Origin of the sequence: Actinomycetospora lemnae, from assembly GCF_028737315.1 — a bacterium.
Taxonomy (GTDB): Bacteria; Actinomycetota; Actinomycetes; order Mycobacteriales; family Pseudonocardiaceae; genus Actinomycetospora; species Actinomycetospora lemnae.
Genome location: NZ_JAQZAO010000009.1, coordinates 83,039 through 99,365 on the forward strand (window position 1 = coordinate 83,039; position 16,327 = coordinate 99,365).

At 74.2% G+C, this 16,327-nt stretch carries 14 protein-coding genes; all 14 read right to left on the reverse strand.

What is annotated here, in order from left to right; all coding sequences use genetic code 11:
• Nucleotides 1-47: 47 nt before the first annotated feature.
• Nucleotides 48-878 (reverse strand): F0F1 ATP synthase subunit A, encoded by an 831-nt coding sequence (atpB, locus tag PGB27_RS20395; RefSeq protein WP_274202239.1) that lies wholly within the window; start codon nucleotides 876-878, stop codon nucleotides 48-50.
• Entirely contained in the window at nucleotides 875-1,174 is a 300-nt protein-coding gene (locus tag PGB27_RS20400) for an AtpZ/AtpI family protein (protein WP_274202240.1), read from the reverse strand. The genes atpB and PGB27_RS20400 overlap by 4 nt, the downstream gene beginning before the upstream one ends.
• An 88-nt stretch (nucleotides 1,175-1,262) precedes the next feature.
• Nucleotides 1,263-1,745 carry a hypothetical protein gene (locus tag PGB27_RS20405; protein WP_274202241.1) on the reverse strand — a complete coding sequence of 161 codons (483 nt, stop codon included), beginning with the start codon at nucleotides 1,743-1,745 and terminating at the stop codon, nucleotides 1,263-1,265.
• 39 nt (nucleotides 1,746-1,784) lie between these two features.
• Nucleotides 1,785-2,918: a glycosyltransferase family 4 protein gene (locus PGB27_RS20410; RefSeq protein ID WP_274202412.1), complete on the reverse strand. Its 1,134-nt coding sequence runs from the start codon at nucleotides 2,916-2,918 to the stop codon at nucleotides 1,785-1,787.
• 107 nt (nucleotides 2,919-3,025) lie between these two features.
• A complete protein-coding gene (locus tag PGB27_RS20415) occupies nucleotides 3,026-4,312 on the reverse strand; it encodes a serine hydroxymethyltransferase (protein WP_274202242.1) in 1,287 nt (428 codons plus the stop codon).
• Nucleotides 4,313-4,367: 55 nt separating this feature from the next.
• On the reverse strand, nucleotides 4,368-5,012 hold the full coding sequence (locus PGB27_RS20420) for an L-threonylcarbamoyladenylate synthase (protein WP_274202243.1): 645 nt from the start codon (nucleotides 5,010-5,012) through the stop codon (nucleotides 4,368-4,370).
• Nucleotides 5,013-5,023: 11 nt separating this feature from the next.
• Nucleotides 5,024-5,842 (reverse strand): peptide chain release factor N(5)-glutamine methyltransferase, encoded by an 819-nt coding sequence (prmC, locus tag PGB27_RS20425; RefSeq protein ID WP_408630105.1) that lies wholly within the window; start codon nucleotides 5,840-5,842, stop codon nucleotides 5,024-5,026.
• Nucleotides 5,839-6,960, reverse strand: coding sequence for a peptide chain release factor 1 (gene prfA / locus PGB27_RS20430; protein ID WP_274202245.1), 1,122 nt, complete (start codon nucleotides 6,958-6,960; stop codon nucleotides 5,839-5,841). The genes prmC and prfA overlap by 4 nt, the downstream gene beginning before the upstream one ends.
• 87 nt (nucleotides 6,961-7,047) lie before the next feature.
• Nucleotides 7,048-7,266 carry a 50S ribosomal protein L31 gene (rpmE, locus tag PGB27_RS20435; RefSeq protein WP_274202246.1) on the reverse strand — a complete coding sequence of 73 codons (219 nt, stop codon included), beginning with the start codon at nucleotides 7,264-7,266 and terminating at the stop codon, nucleotides 7,048-7,050.
• Between the two features lie 163 nt (nucleotides 7,267-7,429).
• Nucleotides 7,430-10,081 carry a phenylacetate--CoA ligase family protein gene (locus PGB27_RS20440; protein ID WP_274202247.1) on the reverse strand — a complete coding sequence of 884 codons (2,652 nt, stop codon included), beginning with the start codon at nucleotides 10,079-10,081 and terminating at the stop codon, nucleotides 7,430-7,432.
• A 211-nt stretch (nucleotides 10,082-10,292) separates the two neighbouring features.
• Complete coding sequence (gene rho, locus PGB27_RS20445; protein ID WP_274202413.1) at nucleotides 10,293-12,533, reverse strand: transcription termination factor Rho; 2,241 nt, start codon at nucleotides 12,531-12,533, stop codon at nucleotides 10,293-10,295.
• Nucleotides 12,534-12,959: 426 nt separating this feature from the next.
• Nucleotides 12,960-13,829, reverse strand: a complete 870-nt coding sequence (gene thrB, locus PGB27_RS20450) for a homoserine kinase (RefSeq protein ID WP_274202248.1) — start codon at nucleotides 13,827-13,829, stop codon at nucleotides 12,960-12,962.
• Between the two features lie 56 nt (nucleotides 13,830-13,885).
• Nucleotides 13,886-14,902, reverse strand: coding sequence for a threonine synthase (gene thrC / locus PGB27_RS20455; RefSeq protein ID WP_274202414.1), 1,017 nt, complete (start codon nucleotides 14,900-14,902; stop codon nucleotides 13,886-13,888).
• Nucleotides 14,903-14,964: 62 nt separating this feature from the next.
• Nucleotides 14,965-16,326, reverse strand: coding sequence for a homoserine dehydrogenase (locus tag PGB27_RS20460; RefSeq protein WP_274202249.1), 1,362 nt, complete (start codon nucleotides 16,324-16,326; stop codon nucleotides 14,965-14,967).
• Nucleotide 16,327: the final 1 nt, after the last annotated feature.

The following is a 16,327-nucleotide window of genomic DNA, read 5'->3' on the forward strand; positions in this document are numbered from 1 at the left end:
CGGTGTTCGTTCTGGGATCGGGGAGGAGGCGCCGGTGGTTGCGGCGACTAGTGCTCGTCGGCCAGCGACGCACCGATGTACGACGCGGTGAGGATCGTGAAGATGTAGGCCTGCACCACCTGGATGAAGGCCTCGAAGAACGTCATGACGATCGCGAAGGCGAACGCGAACGGCGACAGGACGTTCAGCACGAGCGAGTCCGCGACGGTGAGCATGTACTCGCCGCCGAAGATGAAGACCAGCAGCAGCAGGTGGCCGGCCAGCATGTTGCCGAACAACCGCAGCGAGAGCGTGACGGGACGCAGGATGAAGTTCGAGAGGAACTCGATCGGGGTCAGGATCACGCGGACCCAGCCCGGCACGCCCGGCGGCCAGGTCTGGAGCTTGATGTAGCCGCCGAACCCCTGCTTGCGGATGCCGACGTAGTTGTAGATCACCCAGGTCACGGCGGCGAGCGCGTACGCCATGCCGGGGTGGGAGAACGTCGGGAACTGGATGAACGGGAAGATCCCGAACACGTTGTTCACGAGGATGAACGCGAAGAGCGCCACCAGGTACGGGACGTACTTGCGGAAGTCCGGGCCGATGTTGTCGCGCGCGATCTGGTCGCGGACCAGGCCCTGGAACTTCTCGGCGAGGAACTGCATGCGTCCCGGGATGATCGACGGCGCCTTCGTCGCCACGGCGAAGAACCCGTAGACGATGAGCGCGGCGAGGATCAGCTGGATCGAGGGCTTGTCGAACCACTCGAGGACCGGGACGCCCTCGAAGATGGGCGGGATGTTGAAGTCCTCGACGCCGGGCGCCTTGAAGCCCTCCGCCGGGGTGCCGGGCGGGACCGGCGGCGCCGGAGCCTGCGTCCACAACGACGAGATCACCCGTGCTGCTCCTTCCGGTCCTCCGGGCCGGCGGGTCCACCGGGGCGAGGGGGGTCGGGGGGGACGTAAAGGTATCGGATGTAGATCAACGCGAAGGAGGCAGCCCCACCGGCCAACAGACCGATGAGGAGGAACCACCGCGTCTCGAGCAGGGCGTCGAGTACCCATCCCAGCCCGCCGAACACCAGGAATCCGGTGATCAGGTGGGAGAGGACCGTCCATGCCTCCGACGGCGAGTGGTCGGACCCCTGCGCGGGGGTGCGTCCCGCATCTCCGCGGAGGCTGTCCTGCGCCATCGAGGCGCACCATATCAGCAGGTTCGTCACAGTCCACTACGGGTCGTCGGAGGCCACACCCCTGGTCGGGGGACCGTGACGCGCCCGGTCAGACCGCGATGGTGGGTCCGGGCTTGCGGGCGTACGCGATGACCTCGCCGACGATGAAGGCGATCGCCGTCGGCCCCAGCGCGAGCGCGGCGATGCGGGTGTCGACGACCTCGAGCGCCTGCAGCACCAGGAAGACCACGAGCAGCAGGCCGAGCTTGCCCATCATGCTCACGAGCGCCGCGGCCATGACGACCATCGGGTCGGCGGCCGCGGTCCAGCGCATCACCAGCGGCCCGAGCGAGCAGACGCCGATGACGACGACCGCGCCGACGACGGCCGCGACCACCCCGGTGACGCCCGCGAGCAGGCCCGCGACCACCGCGGCGAGCACGGCGACGACGACCGCGGGCCACAGGCCCCCGCGCAGCATGGCGCTGCTGGCCTCGAGGACCTGGGCGGTGGTCGCCGGGGTGGCGTGGGGCGTGCCCGCGGGGGTGGGGCGGGGGCTGTCGGCGCTGTTGGGGCTGTCGGGGCTGGTCATGGCGGGTCCTCGATCGGGTGGGGCGCGGGGAGCGCGGGGTCAGGCACGGGCGCGCAGGCGCGGCACGGCGGAGGCGAGCACGGCGACGAGCACGCCGGCGGTCACCATCCAGACCACCAGGAACGCGTTGTCGACGAGCGCGAGCGCGACCGCCCCGAACGCCAGCACGCCGGCCCACAGGTAGATGAGCAGCACGGCGCGGCGCTGGGAGTGGCCGATCTCGAGCAGCCGGTGGTGCAGGTGCATCTTGTCCGGCGCGAACGGGCTGGTGCCCGCGCGGGTGCGGCGGATGACCGCGAGCAGCAGGTCGAGCAGCGGCACGAAGACCACCGCGGCGACGACGATCAGGGGCGTGACCAGCGCGAGGGCGCCGGTGGCGCCGGTGGTCGAGTAGTTGGTGCGGCCCGACGCGGTGGTGGTGGCCGCGGCGAGCGTCAGCCCGATGAACATCGAGCCCGAGTCGCCCATGAACAGGCGCGCGGGCTGGAAGTTGTGGGGCAGGAACCCCGCGCACGCCCCGGCGAGGACCGCGGCGATGAGCGCGGGCGGGTAGGCGTTGACGTCGCCGCCCTGCTGGCCGAGGAGCCCGAGTGCGAACGCGCAGGTCGCGGTGGCGGCGATGGTGCCGATGCCGGCGGCGAGCCCGTCGAGGCCGTCGACGAAGTTCATCGCGTTGACCAGCAGGACGCACAGGAAGACGGTGATGAGCACGCCCTGGTCCTGGCCGAGCAGCAGCACCGAGCCGGTACTGCCGCCGGTGCCGCCCCAGGGCAGGTACACCGCGGTCCACTGCACGCCCATGAGCACGAGCACGCCCGCCGCGGTGGCCTGCCCGGCGAGCTTGGTCAGCGCGTCGAGGCCGAACCGGTCGTCGAGCGCCCCGACCACCACGATCACCCCGCCCGCGACGAGCACGGCGACGGTCTCGTTCGAGTAGTCGAAGGCGCGGCGCAGCACCGGCAGCTGCGAGGCGACGAACACGCCCCCGACGACGCCGAGGTAGATGGCGACGCCGCCGAGGCGCGGGATCGGGATGGTGTGCACGTCGCGCCCGCGCGGGACGGCGATCGCCCCGACGCGCAGCGCGAACCGTCGGACCAGGCCGGTCAGCAGGTACGTGACGACCGCGGCGGACAGCCCGACCAGGAGGTACTCCCGGATCGGCAGCCCCATCGGGGCGAAGTCCGGTGACGGGCCCACGGAGTCCGAGGGTAGACCCAGCGCCACCCGCGAAGCGGTCAGGGGAGCACGCCGATGGGGGAGCCGGGCCGTGTCGGGGCTTACCGGGCGTACGCGGGGAACCGCGACACGAGGTTCCCGACCTCCTCGCGCACGTCCGCGAGGGTCTGCTTGCCCGACTCGGAGGTCTCGTCGGCGGTCACCGCGGAGGCGATGAGACGCGCGACGTCGCCCATCTCGTTCTCGGTCATGCCCTGCGTGGTGATCGAGGGCGAGCCGACGCGAATGCCCGACGCGGTCATCGGCGGCTGGGGGTCGTACGGGATCGCGTTCTTGTTCAGCGTGATCCCGGCCAACCCGCTGCGGGCCTCGGCCTCCTTGCCGGTGACCCCGAGCGGCTGCAGGTCGAGCAGGGCGAGGTGGGTGTCGGTGCCGCCCGAGATCGCGCGCATGCCCTGGGACTCGAGCGCGGAGGTGAGCGCCTGCGCGTTCGCGATGACCTGGCGCGCGTAGCGCTGGTAGTCCTCGGTGGCGGCCTCGGCGAGCGCGACGGCCTTGCCGGCCACCGCGTGCATGAGCGGGCCGCCCTGCAGGAACGGGAACACGGCCTTGTCCAGCGCCTTCGCGTGCTCGGCCTTCGAGACGAGCATGCCGCCCCGGGGGCCGCGCAGGACCTTGTGCGTCGTGAAGGTGACGACGTCGGCGTACGGGACGGGGCTGGGGATCGCCTTGCCGGCGACGAGGCCGATGAAGTGCGCGGCGTCGACCCAGAGGATCGCGCCGGCCTCGTCGGCGATGGCGCGGAACTTCTCGAAGTCGATGAGGCGCGGGTAGGCGGTGGCGCCCGCGACGATCATCTTCGGGCGGTGCTCGAGGGCCAGGTCGCGCACCTGGTCGTAGTCGATGAGCCCGTCGTCCTCGCGGACGGTGTAGGGCACCGGCTCGAACCACTTGCCCGAGAAGCTGACCTTGGCGCCGTGGGTGAGGTGGCCGCCGTGGGGCAGGCTCATGGCCAGCACCTTGTCGCCCGGCTGGCAGAAGGCCGCGTACACCGCGAGGTTGGCGTTGGCGCCCGAGTGCGGCTGGAGGTTCGCGTGCTCGGCGCCGAAGAGGGTCTTCGCCCGGTCGATGGCGATCTCCTCGGCGCGGTCGACGACCTCGCAGCCGCCGTAGTAGCGCCGGCCGGGGTAGCCCTCGGCGTACTTGTTCGACAGCGTCGAGCCGAGCGCGGCGAGCACGGCGGGGCTGGTGAGGTTCTCGCTGGCGATGAGCTGGAGCCCTCCGCGCAGCCGGGCGAGCTCGTCGTCGACGACCTGGGCGATCTCGGGGTCGACGGCCTGGAGGGCGTCGTAGTCCGGGCCCCAGAAGTGCTGCGAGTCGGCTGCCATGTCGGCCCACGTTACCGGCCCTTCACCGGCGCGGGCTGCCCCCGTGGTAGCTAGCTCACAGGGTGACCGGGACGCCGACGACGCGGGACACGTCCTCGGCGCTCACCGCGCCCTCGCGGCGCAGGCGGGGCGTCTCGCCGGTGAGGTCGACGATCGTCGAGCCCACGCCGGACGCGCAGACCCCGCCGTCGAGGTAGACCTCCACGGAGTCCCCGAGCTGGTCACGGGCCTCCTGCACCGTCGTCGCGGGCGGCTGCCCGGAGACGTTCGCGCTGCTCTGGGCCATGGGCCCGACCTCGCGCAGCAGCTCGAGGGCCACCGGGTGCAGCGGCATCCGCAGCATCACGGTGCCGCGCGTCGTGCCGAGGTCCCAGGCGAGGCTCGGCGCATGGGGCAGGACGATCGACAGCCCGCCCGGCCAGAACGCCTCGACGAGGTCGCGCGCCACGGGCGGCACGGAGCCGACGAGCCCGTCGATGGTCGACCAGCTGCCGACGAGCACGCCCAGGGGCATGTCCGGGCCGCGGTGCTTGGCGGCGAGCAGGTCGGCGACCGCGCGGGCGTTGAACGCGTCCGCGCCGATGCCGTAGAGCGTGTCGGTCGGGATCACCACGAGCCGCCCCGCGCGGACGGCCGCGGCGGCGGCCGCCAGCCCCTGGGGTCGCAACGCGGGGTCCTCGCAGTCGTACACGGTCGCCACGGGGAGCGAGCCTAGGCCCGGTGCCCGACGGCCACGCGCGGGCGTCCCGCGAGATCGGTCAGGGTCCTGACCTCGGCGAACCCGGCGCCGGCGAGCACGTCGCGCACGGCGGCCGGGTGGGAGTCGTCGTGCTCGACCCCCACTGCTCCCCCGGGCCGCAGCAGCCGGTGGGCCAGGGCGGTGAGGGGGCGGATGACCGCGAGCCCGTCGGGCCCGGCGAACACCGCGCCGGCGGGGTCGGCGTCGACCTCGGGGGGCACGGCCACCCCGGTGGGCACGTAGGGCGGGTTGGCGACGACGAGGTCCACGGTCCCGTCGAGCCCGGCGAGGACCCCGGGGGCGGTGACGTCGGCGGCGTGCAGCACGACACCCGAGCCGGCGAGGTTGCGCTCCGCCCAGGGCAGCGCGCCGGGGTCGACCTCGACGGCGTGCACGGTCGCGGCCGGGCGTTCGCGGGCGATGGCCAGCGCCAGCGCGCCGGTGCCGGTACAGAGGTCGACGACGACGTCCGCGGGCTGCTCGAGCGCCCAGGCCAGCAGCGTCTCGGTCTCCGGCCGCGGCACGAACACCCCGGGGCCGACGGCCACCTCGACCGGGCCGAGCACCGCGGATCCGAGCAGGTGCTGGAGCGGCTCGCGGGCGGCCCGGCGCGCGACGAGGGCGTCGAGGGCCCCGCGCTGCGCCGCGTCGGGCGGGTCGGCGAGCGGCAGGCGCCCGCGCGGGACGCCGAGGACGTGGGCGACCAGCAGCTCCGCGTCGACCCGGGGCGAGGCGACCCCGGCCTCGGCCAGCCGCGCGGCGGCCGCCGTGACCAGGTCGCGCACGCTCAGGAGGAGGCCTCGTCGGCGGCGCGGGCCATCCGCTCGCTGCGATCGGCGGCGCGCAGGGCGTCGAGCACGCCGTCGAGGTCGCCGTCGAGGACCCGGTCGAGGTCGTGCGACTTGTACCCGATGCGGTGGTCGGAGATCCGGTTCTCGGGGAAGTTGTAGGTGCGCACGCGCTCGGAGCGGTCGACCGTGCGGACCTGGCTGCGCCGTTCCGCCGACGCCTGCGCCTGCTCGGCCTCGTCGGCCATGGCCTGCAGCCGACTGCGCAGCACCTCGAGGGCGCGCGCCTTGTTCTGCAGCTGCGAGCGCTCGTTCTGGCAGCTCACGACCACGCCGGTCGGCAGGTGGGTGATCCGCACCGCGGAGTCGGTGGTGTTGACGCCCTGCCCGCCCTTGCCCGAGGAGCGGAAGACGTCGACGCGCAGGTCCTTCTCGTCGATCTCGACGTCCGGGGCGTCCTCGGCCTCGGGGTAGACGAGCACCCCGGCCGCCGAGGTGTGGATGCGGCCCTGCGACTCGGTGACGGGCACGCGCTGGACGCGGTGCACCCCGCCCTCGTACTTCAGCCAGGCCCAGACGCCCTCGGGGTCGTTGCCCGGCGCGGTCACCGTGACGGTGACGTCCTTGAAGCCGCCGAGGTCGGACTCCGTCGCCGACAGGACCTCGACCCTCCAGCCGCGCCGCTCGGCGTAGCGGGAGTACATGCGCAGGAGGTCGCCGGCGAAGAGCGCGGACTCCTCGCCGCCCTCCCCGGACTTCACCTCGACGACGACGTCGTTCGCGTCGGCCGGGTCCCGGGGCACGAGCTGCTCGGCCAGGCGCGCGCGCAGCGCCTCGACGCGGCCCTCGATCTCGGTGGCCTCGGCGGCGAACGCCGGGTCCTCGCGGGCGAGCTCGCGGGCGTCGTCGAGGTCGGCCTCGGCGGCGCTGAGCTCACCCACCGTGGCGACGGTCGGCGACAGCGCCGCGTACCGGCGGCCCAGCGAGCGGGCGAGCGCGGCGTCGGCGTGCACGTCGGGGTCGGCGAGGCGTGCCTCCAGGCCCGCGTGCTCCTCGAGCAGCGCGGTGACCCCGGGTGACCGTGTCATTCCCTGGGTCGTCGAGTCCACCTGGTACGCCATCTCCCCTCCCCTCTGCTCAGCTCCCGGAACGGCACGACGCCCGCCGCCCCCGGCCGGGATCGGCGGGGACGACGGGCGTCGGAGGAGCTACTTGCGGCCGGCGCGCTTGCCGTACCGGGCCTCGAAGCGGGCCACGCGGCCACCGGTGTCCATGATCCGCTGCTTGCCCGTGTAGAACGGGTGGCACGCGGAGCAGATCTCGACGGTGATGTTGCCGCCCGGCTTGGTGCTACGGGTGGTGAACGAGTTGCCGCAGCCGCACAGCACCTGGGTCTCGTGGTAATCGGGGTGGATGCCGCTCTTCACGGATCGTGGTCCTCTCGCGTCGTGGTCGCCGGGTCCCCTCGGCGTCTCGCCGTCGTGGCTGGGGTGAACCGGAACCGGATGTGCGGGCCATTCTTCCAGGACCGCCCGCTGGTCCGTGCAACCGGCTCGGGGGGCCGGTTGTTCCCGGCTGGTCGAGCTGCCCTCAGGCGACGCGTGGCGCGACCACCTGCGCGTCCAGGCCCGCCGCCTCGGCGCCGTCGGCGTCGAGGAGCCACACGTACTCGTTCTTGAGCCGCGCGCCATCGCCTGCGAAGACGCCGGTCCGGAAGGGGTAGATGCCGACCGTGGGCGCGGTGCCCGGAGCGCCGGTGGCGACGGCGTGGTCGAGGTCGCGGTTGGCGCGGCGCATCGCGGCGAGCAGCCGGTGGGCGGCCGCGGCGGGGTCGGCGAGCGTGCGGCCCTCGGCGAGCTGCAGGGCCAGGTGCAGCTGCCGGTCGCCGGCGCGGTCCTCGTAGGAGATCACCCGGTGGTTCTCGACGGCGGCCACCAGCTCGGGGTCGCCGGCGACGGCGTCGCGGACCCCGTCGGGCGGGACGACGGCGCCGTTGTGGTCGACGGCGTGGTCGCTGCGCCCGTACTGCAGCAGCAGGGGCAGGTCGAGGACCCGCTCGTCGAGCACCTCGGTCAGGCCGGAGCGCCGCAGGACCGGGAGGACGTCGCGCATCCGCAGCACGTGCCCGCGGTCGTGGATGTTGTAGCGGATGCGGGGGTCGACGTTCTGCGGGCGCGTGATGGTGACGACCAGCTCGCCGGCCTCGTTCTCCTCGACGAGGTAGGCGTACGGGTTGAACTGGAAGATGTTGGGCAGCACGCCGTACTCGTCCTGCCGGGTCAGGGCGCTCGCGAGGGCCGGGTCGGCGGCGATCGCGCGGCGCAGGGCGATGGTGAACTCGGTCTCGACGGCGATGCTGATCTCCAGGTCGCTGGCGCCGTAGGCCCCGACGACCTTCCGTGCCCGGCGCAGGGTGTGGTCGCGCATCCCCTCGCTGATCCCCTCGCCGCCGAAGGCGCAGACCACGTCGTAGGCCGCCCAGTCCAGCCGGTCGTCGGAGAGCAGGCCCTTGAGGAAGGGCGGGTAACTGGTGATCACGTAGGTGTAGCCGGTGCCGAACTCCCGCATGGTGTTGATGATCTTGTCGCGGTCGGGCCCGCAGGACTTGATCGTCGAGACCCGGGTGAGGGCCGCGGTGACGTTCATGCCGGTCGCCCAGGCGCCGAGCGAGAAGGCGTTGATGACGAACACCGGGCGGTCGGGCGTCGCGTGCCGCAGGAAGCCGACGCGCAGCACCTCGCGGGAGGCGCGCCGCTCGATCGGCCCGCGGACCCAGCTGGTCGGGGTGCCCGTCGAGCCGGACGACTCGTCGACGACGACCCCGCGGCGCGGCAGCCGCCCGCCCACGCACCGCTCCGGGATCGGGTAGCGCGTGATGTACGAGCGCTTGTCGGTCTCGGGCAGCGCCGCGAAGGCCCGGTCCGCGCCGCGGCGGGGCAACGTCGTCGCCGCGCCCTGCTCGGCCAGGAAGCGCCGGTAGGCGGGCACGCGCCGGACGGTGCGGGCGAACGTGCGGTGGGCGCGGCGACGCCCGAGCCACCAGCGCAGCCGCTCGAACCCGGGAGCGAGGAGCAGGGCGTGGGTGCGGGGGAAGCGTCCGAGCAGGTCGACCAGGAGCTCCTGGCACCACCAGAGGAGCATCACCGGGCCACCGCCGGAGGGAGACGCAGCGCAGCGGAGCTCGACCCGTGCGGCACGTCGGTGTCGAGCAGCATCGCGTCCAGCCCGCGCCGCCAGGACCGCGGCGGCGTCTCGCCCGTGCCGTAGCGGAAGAGCATCCACGCCATCCGGCCGCCCGACTCGTCGATGCCGGTGCGCTCGACGAACGCGGCGTGCGAGCGCGGGTTGGTGATCACCGTGCCGAACGGGTGCAGGTCCACGCCGTGGCGGGTGAGGGCGAGCCAGACCCGCAGGAAGCAGCGCCCGGCCTCGACGTGGTCGGCCGGGGCCGTCGAACGGGCCGGTGAGCCAGCCCAGCTCGCGCACCCCGCGCATCGTCGAGAGGTAGACCCGGCGGACGAGGCCCCCGACGACGGGCAGGTCCCACAACCACCGGTGGCGCATCGCGATCCGCAGCAGCGGGCCGGGGATCAGCATCGTCTCGGCCGAGAGGCCGTCGCGGGTGGCGGCGGCCTGCCGCTTCGACGTGCGGAGCCAGGTGAGGATCTCCGCGTGCACGGCGTCGTCGCGCAGGTCGTCGAACAGCGTCTCCTGGTTGATGCGGATGAGGTCGTCGACGAGGTCCTGCTCGCCGGTGCGCCCGAACTCCTGGCCCATCCCGGCGGCGATCGCGGCGACCTCGTCGGTGGCCCGGGGGTCGACGGGGCGGCGGTCGTACGGACGGCGCGAGGTCCGGCGCCGGCGGAACGCCGCCCACTGCTCGCGCGCCTCCGCCGTGACCGGGACCGGCGTGAGCTCCAGGTGCCCGAGCGGGTGCTGGCGCTCCGGCGACGCGAAGTCCATCGCGTCGAGGCGCAGGTCCTCGCGGACCGCCCAACCGTGCGCCGCGGCCACCGTCGCCAGGGACTCGAGGAACACCCCGGCGCAGACGTGCGCGAACGGGATGCCGAAGTCCTCGGCGGGCAGGCCGCGGTCGAGGTCGTAGAAGAGGTCGGCGCGCCGGCCGTCGTGCACCCGCACGGTGATCGGCTGCGAGTTGTGCGGCGAGGGGTAGCGGCGCGCCTCGTCGAGGATCGCCGACCAGGGGCCGGGCAGGTCGGGAGCGCCGAGCTGGGCTGTCATGCCCTGGAGCCTCGCGGGCCGCGGGGGTCCGGCTCAGCCGTGGAACTACTCAACCCCGCCCGCAGCGAACGCGCTGTTCGGTGCTTCTAGGCGCACGAACGACGCGTTCGCTCGCCGCCGCGCCGTCGCCCGCTCGGCGCGAGCGGGGAGTTTGCGCGCCTAGAGGCAGCGAACAGCGCGTTCGCTACCTCCAGGCGCGCGCGATCGGTGTCTAGTCCTCGTCCTTGCCGGGCGTCGTCTTCGCGACCTGCATGAGGAACTCGATGTTCGTCCGGCTCTTGCGGAGCCGGTCGAGGACGAGCTCGATGGCCTGCTGGGAGTCCAGCGCGGCCAGCACGCGGCGCAGGCGGTGGGTCACCGCCATCTCGTCCGGCGAGAGCAGCAGCTCCTCCTTGCGCGTGCCCGACGGGTCGGGATCGATCGCGGGGAAGATGCGCTTGTCGGCGAGCTTGCGGTCGAGCTTGAGCTCGGCGTTGCCGGTGCCCTTGAACTCCTCGAAGATCACCGTGTCCATCGTCGACCCGGTCTCGACCAGGGCCGTCGCGAAGATGGTGAGCGAGCCGCCGTCCTCGATGTTCCGCGCGGCGCCGAGGAAGCGCTTCGGCGGGTAGAGGGCGGTCGAGTCGACACCACCGGACAGGATGCGCCCGGACGCCGGGGCCGCGAGGTTGTACGCGCGACCGAGGCGGGTGATCGAGTCGAGCAGCACCACGACGTCGTGACCCATCTCGACCAGGCGCTTCGCCCGCTCGATGGCCAGCTCCGAGAGCGAGGTGTGGTCCGACGGCGGCCGGTCGAAGGTCGAGGCGATGACCTCGCCCTTCACCGAGCGCTGCATGTCGGTGACCTCCTCCGGCCGCTCGTCGACGAGCACGACCATGAGGTGGACCTCGGGGTTGTTCGTGGTGATCGCGTTGGCGATCGCCTGCAGCACCATCGTCTTGCCGGCCTTCGGCGGCGAGACGATCAGCGCGCGCTGACCCTTGCCGACCGGCATGACCAGGTCGATGACGCGCGTGGTCAGCAGGTGCGGCTCGGTCTCGAGGCGCAGCCGCTCGTTGGGGTAGAGCGGCGTGAGCTTGGTGAACTCCGGGCGGCGCTTGGCCTGCTCGGGGTCGAGCCCGTTGATCGAGTCGATGCGGACGAGCGGGTTGAACTTCTGGCGGTTCTGCTCGCCCTCGCGCTGCTGGCGCACCTGGCCGGTGACCGCGTCACCGCGGCGCAGCCCGTGCTTGCGCACCAGCGACATCGACACGTAGACGTCGTTCGGCCCCGACGCGTAGCCCGAGGTGCGCACGAACGCGTAGTTGTCGAGGACGTCGAGGATGCCCGCGACCGGGATGAGGACGTCGTCGTCGCGGACCTCCGGCTCGCCGCCGCCCTGCCCGCGCTCGTTGCGCTCACCGCGGTCGTTGCGGTTGCGACGACGGTCGCGGAAGCGGCGGCCGCGGCGACGGCCACCGCCGTCCTCGTCGTCGTCCTCGTCGTCGCGCTGGTTGGTCTGCTGCTGACCGCCCTGCTGACGGTCCTGCTGACGGTCCTGCTGGTTGCGGCCGCCCTGCCCGTTCTGCTCCGGCCGGCCGCCCTGCTGACGGTCACCCTGCTGACGGTCACCCTGCTGGCGGTCGCCCTGCTGGCGGTCGCTCTGCTGACGGTCACCCTGCTGCCGGTCGCCCTGCTGGCGGTCGCGCTCGCGCTGGCGGCGGGACCGGCCCTGACCGCCGTCACCGTCACCGTCGCCGTCGGGCGTGGTGTCGGGGCGGGTGTCGGGGCGGGTGTCGGGGCGCTCGGTGGCCGGCGCCGCGTCGGTGGTGCCGGTGGCCGCGGTGCCCTCCGCCTCGGCGGCCGCGGCGGGCGCCGGGGCGGCGGCGCCGTTGCTGGTCGTGTCGCCGCCGGGACCGGTGGTGTCCGACGGGCCCTCGACGCCGGGGCCGGCGTCGCGGCGGGCACCGCGGCGGCCACGGCGCGACGAGGTGGGGGCCTCGCCCGGGGTCTCGTTGCTCGCGGGCGCCTCGGTGGCGCTCGCGGCCGCGGCCTCGGCACCGGGGACGGCGTCGGACGCGGCGGTCACCGCGCTCGCCTCGGTGGCGGCGGCACCGTCGCCGCTGGTCGCGGCGGCGGGCTCGGGGGCAGCGGCGGGAGCGGTCGGCTCGCTCGCCTCGGCCGGCGACCCGGAGGCCGCGGTGGCGCGTCGACGGCCGCCGCGGCGGCGGGTCGGGGCGCCGTCGGCCGGCTCGGCCGGGGCGTCGCCCGGCGTCTCGGCGGGGGTCTCGGTGGACGCGGTCGCGGCGTCGGTGCCGGACGCGCCGTCGGCGTCGTCGGCGAGCGGGAGCTGGTCACCGCCCCCGGACTGCCGCTTCTTGATCTCGGCGATGAGGTCGTTGCGCCTCATCCCCGTGGTGTCGGAGACGCCGAGCGAGGTCGCGAGGTCGCGGAGCTCGGCGAGCACCATGCCGGAGACACCTCCCCGCCGGCGCCGCTCGGGCGCAGAGCCGCCCGACGCGGGGGTCGCGGCGCCGTCGGCGCCGTCGGTGGAGATGACGTCGGTCTCGGTCACGCAGGTCCTTCCTGACCGGCCCGGGGACCACCCGGACCAGCGGATGTGTCCGCCCCGCGCACGGCGGGGCTGATCACGGGTCCGTCCCGTCCCGGAGGGTCGACAGCCGTCGGTCCCGAGTGGGGAGGCCCGCGGAATTCTCGTACAGCGATCATGAGTGTCCGTCCGCCGGGACGACCCGACGGCTGGGGAAGAGGGTGGACCCGAGCAACGCGGGGCCAGGGGCACCGACGCGCCACACGCGTGGTCGCTGTGTTCGTCAGGGTAGACCTCGCCCCTGCCACCGGCAACAACCACCCCCCGCGTGCCGGAGCCGGAGGTTCAGACGACCTCGACGCACGCACCGCCGGTGTCGACAGCCAGCGGCGCGACGGTGAAGCCCGTGGTGTCGAGCCCGGCGGGCAGGTGGCCGTCGAGGGTCAGGGCCAGCACCGTCGGGCCTGCGCCGGAGACCACCGCGGGCACGCCGGCCCCGCGCAGGTGGTCGACGACCGCCGCGGTCTCCGGGTAGGCGGGGCGGCGGTAGGGCTGGTGGAGGCGGTCCTCGGTGGCCGCGAGCAGCAGCTCGGGCTCACTGGTCAGGGCGTGCACGAGCAGCGCGGAGCGCGCCGCGTTGTACGCCGCGTCCGCGTGCGGGACGCGGTCGGGCAGCAGCCCGCGGGTGGCCTCGGTGGAGCTCGACCGGTGCGCGATCAGCGCGACCGGGCGCAGCGCGGGATGCGGCGTGAGGTGCGCGGCGTGCCACGCCCCCTCGTGCCCCCAGCTGACGACGAGCCCGCCGTACAGGCAGGCGGCGACGTTGTCGGCGTGCCCGTCGAAGCCCGCCGCGAGGTCCAGCACGGTGTCCTCGTCGAGCGGGTGGGTCGAGGCGAGCAGCGCGCGGGCGGCGACGATCCCGGCGACCGCGGCCGCCGCCGACGACCCGAGCCCCCGGCTGTGCGGGATGACGTTGCGGCACCGCAGCCGCAGCGACACCCGCGGCGCGCCCGCGCGGGCGAACGTGGCGTGCGCGGCGCGCAGGACCAGGTGGCGCTCGTCGCGCGGCACGCGACCGGCGCCCTCCCCCTCGACGTCGACGACGCAGCGCTCGCCCTCGCCGACCGAGAGCTCGACCTCGTCCCACATCGCCAGGGCCAGGCCGAGGGTGTCGAACCCGGGCCCGAGGTTCGCCGAGGTCGCCGGCACCCGCACGCGGACCACCGTGCCCGCCGGAGGGGTGACCTCCGACGCCACCTCCGCCCCGGCGCTCAGCGCAGACCCAGGGCGTCGGCGACGGCGTCGACGTGCGGCGGGAGCACGACGGGGTCGGACGCGTCCGCGAGCGCGGTGGCCGGGTCCTTGAGCCCGTGACCGGTCACCGTGCAGACGATCAGCTGGCCGGTGTCGAGGCGCCCGGCGCGCGCCGTGGCCAGCAGCCCGGCCACCGAGGCCGCCGACGCCGGCTCGACGAACACGCCCTCGCGGGCGGCGAGCAGGCGGTAGGCCTCGATGATCGCGTCGTCGTCCACCGCGGTGATCTCGCCGGCGGACTCGTCGCGGGCGGCGATCGCGCCGTCCCAGGAGGCCGGGGACCCGATGCGGATGGCGGTCGCGAGCGTCTCCGGGTCGCTCACCGGCGCCCCGTGCACGAGCGGCGCCGCACCCGCGGCCTGCACCCCGAACATGCGCGGCGTGCCGGCCACGACGCCGTCGCCGGCGTACTCGGTGTAGCCGCGCCAATAGGCCGTGATGTTGCCGGCGTTGCCGACGGGCAGGGCGTGGACGTCGGGCGCGCGGCCGAGCTGGTCGCAGATCTCGAACGACGCCGTCTTCTGGCCCTCGATGCGCGCCGGGTTCACCGAGTTGACCAGCGCGATCGGGTACTGCTCGGCGGCGCGGCGGGCGAGCTCCAGGCAGGCGTCGAAGTTGCCCTCGAGCTGCAGGATGCGCGCGCCGTGCACCGTGGCCTGCGCGAGCTTGCCGAGCGCGATCTTGCCCTGGGGCACGAGGACCGCGCAGGTCATGCCGGCGCGCGTCGCGTAGGCCGCCGCGGAGGCCGAGGTGTTGCCGGTGGAGGCGCAGATGACCGCCTGCGCGCCGCCGGCGAGCGCCTCGGTCATCGCCACGGTCATGCCGCGGTCCTTGAACGAGCCGGTGGGGTTCGCGCCCTCGATCTTGAGGTGGACCTCGCAGCCGGTGAGCTCCGAGAGGTGCGGCGCGGACAGCAGCGGGGTGCCGCCCTCGCGCAGGGTCACGACCTCCCAGCCGGGCTGCACGCGCGGCATGCGGTCGCGGTAGGCGTTGATGATGCCGGGCCACTCCACGCGGGCCCCGGGGACCACGCCGGTCACGATCCACCCCCCAGCTCGGTCACCGGACGACCCAGCCCCTCGACGCGCAGCACCCCGGCGACGCCCTGGACGGCGTCGAGGCCGGTCAGCGCCTCCACCGTGGCCGCGAGGGCGGCGTCGGAGGCGGAGTGCGTCACGATCACCAGTGTGGCGTCCTTCGGGCCCGGCGCGCCATCGTCCGCGTCACGCCCGGCCTCACCCCGCCCCTCCTGGCGCACCGTCGCGATGCTGACGCCGTGCTCGGCGAACACCCCCGCCACCTGCGCGAGCACGCCCGCGCGGTCGGTGACGTCGAGGGCGACGTGGTAGCGGGTGTGGGTCTCCCCCATCGGCAGCACCGGCAGGGCCGCGTGCGCGGTGTCGCGGGGCCCGCGGCCGCCGATGACGCGGTTGCGCGCGGCGGCGACGAGGTCGCCGAGCACCGCGCTCGCCGTCTGCGGCCCGCCGGCGCCCTGGCCGTAGAACATCAGCTGCCCGGCCGCGGCCGCCTCGATGAACACGGCGTTGTACGCGCCCGACACCGACGCGAGCGGGTGCGAGCGCGGGATCATCGCCGGGTGCACGCGGGCGGACACCGCCCCGTCGGTCTGCTCGCAGATCGCCAGCAGCTTGACGGTGCAGCCCAGGGCCTTCGCGGCGGCGATGTCGGCGGCGGTGACGTCGCGGATGCCCTCGCGGTACACGTCGTCGGCGGTCACCCGGGTGTGGAAGGCGAGGCTCGCGAGGATCGCGGCCTTGGACGCGGCGTCGTAGCCGTCGACGTCGGCGGTGGGATCGGCCTCGGCGTAGCCCAGCCGCCCCGCCTCCTCGAGCGCCTCCGCGTAGTTCGCGCCGGAGGACGCCATCGCCGAGAGGATGAAGTTCGTGGTGCCGTTGACGATGCCGGCCACGCGCACGATGCGGTCGCCCGCCAGCGACTGCTGGATCGGGCGCAGCAGCGGGATGGCGCCGGCCACCGAGGCCTCGTAGTAGAGGTCGGCGCCGGACTCGTCGGCGGCCGCCGCGAGCGCCGCGCCGTCCTCGGCGAGCAGCGCCTTGTTCGCCGACACCACCGACTTGCCGTTCTTCAGCGCCGTGAGCAGCAGCCCGCGCACGGGCTCGATGCCCCCGACGAGCTCGACGACGACGTCGACGTCGTCGCGGGTCACGAGGCCGGCGGCGTCGGTGGTCAGCAGGTCGTCGGGCACGTCCGGGTGCCGCTGCGGGCGACGTACCGCCACGCCCGCGAGCCGCAACCGCGCCCCGATCCGCGCGGCCAGCTCGTCGGCCTGCTCGGTGAGCAGCCGCACCACCTGCGAGCCGACGACGCCGCACCCGAGCAGCGCGACCGAGATCTCGCGCCCGTCGTTGGAGGACATG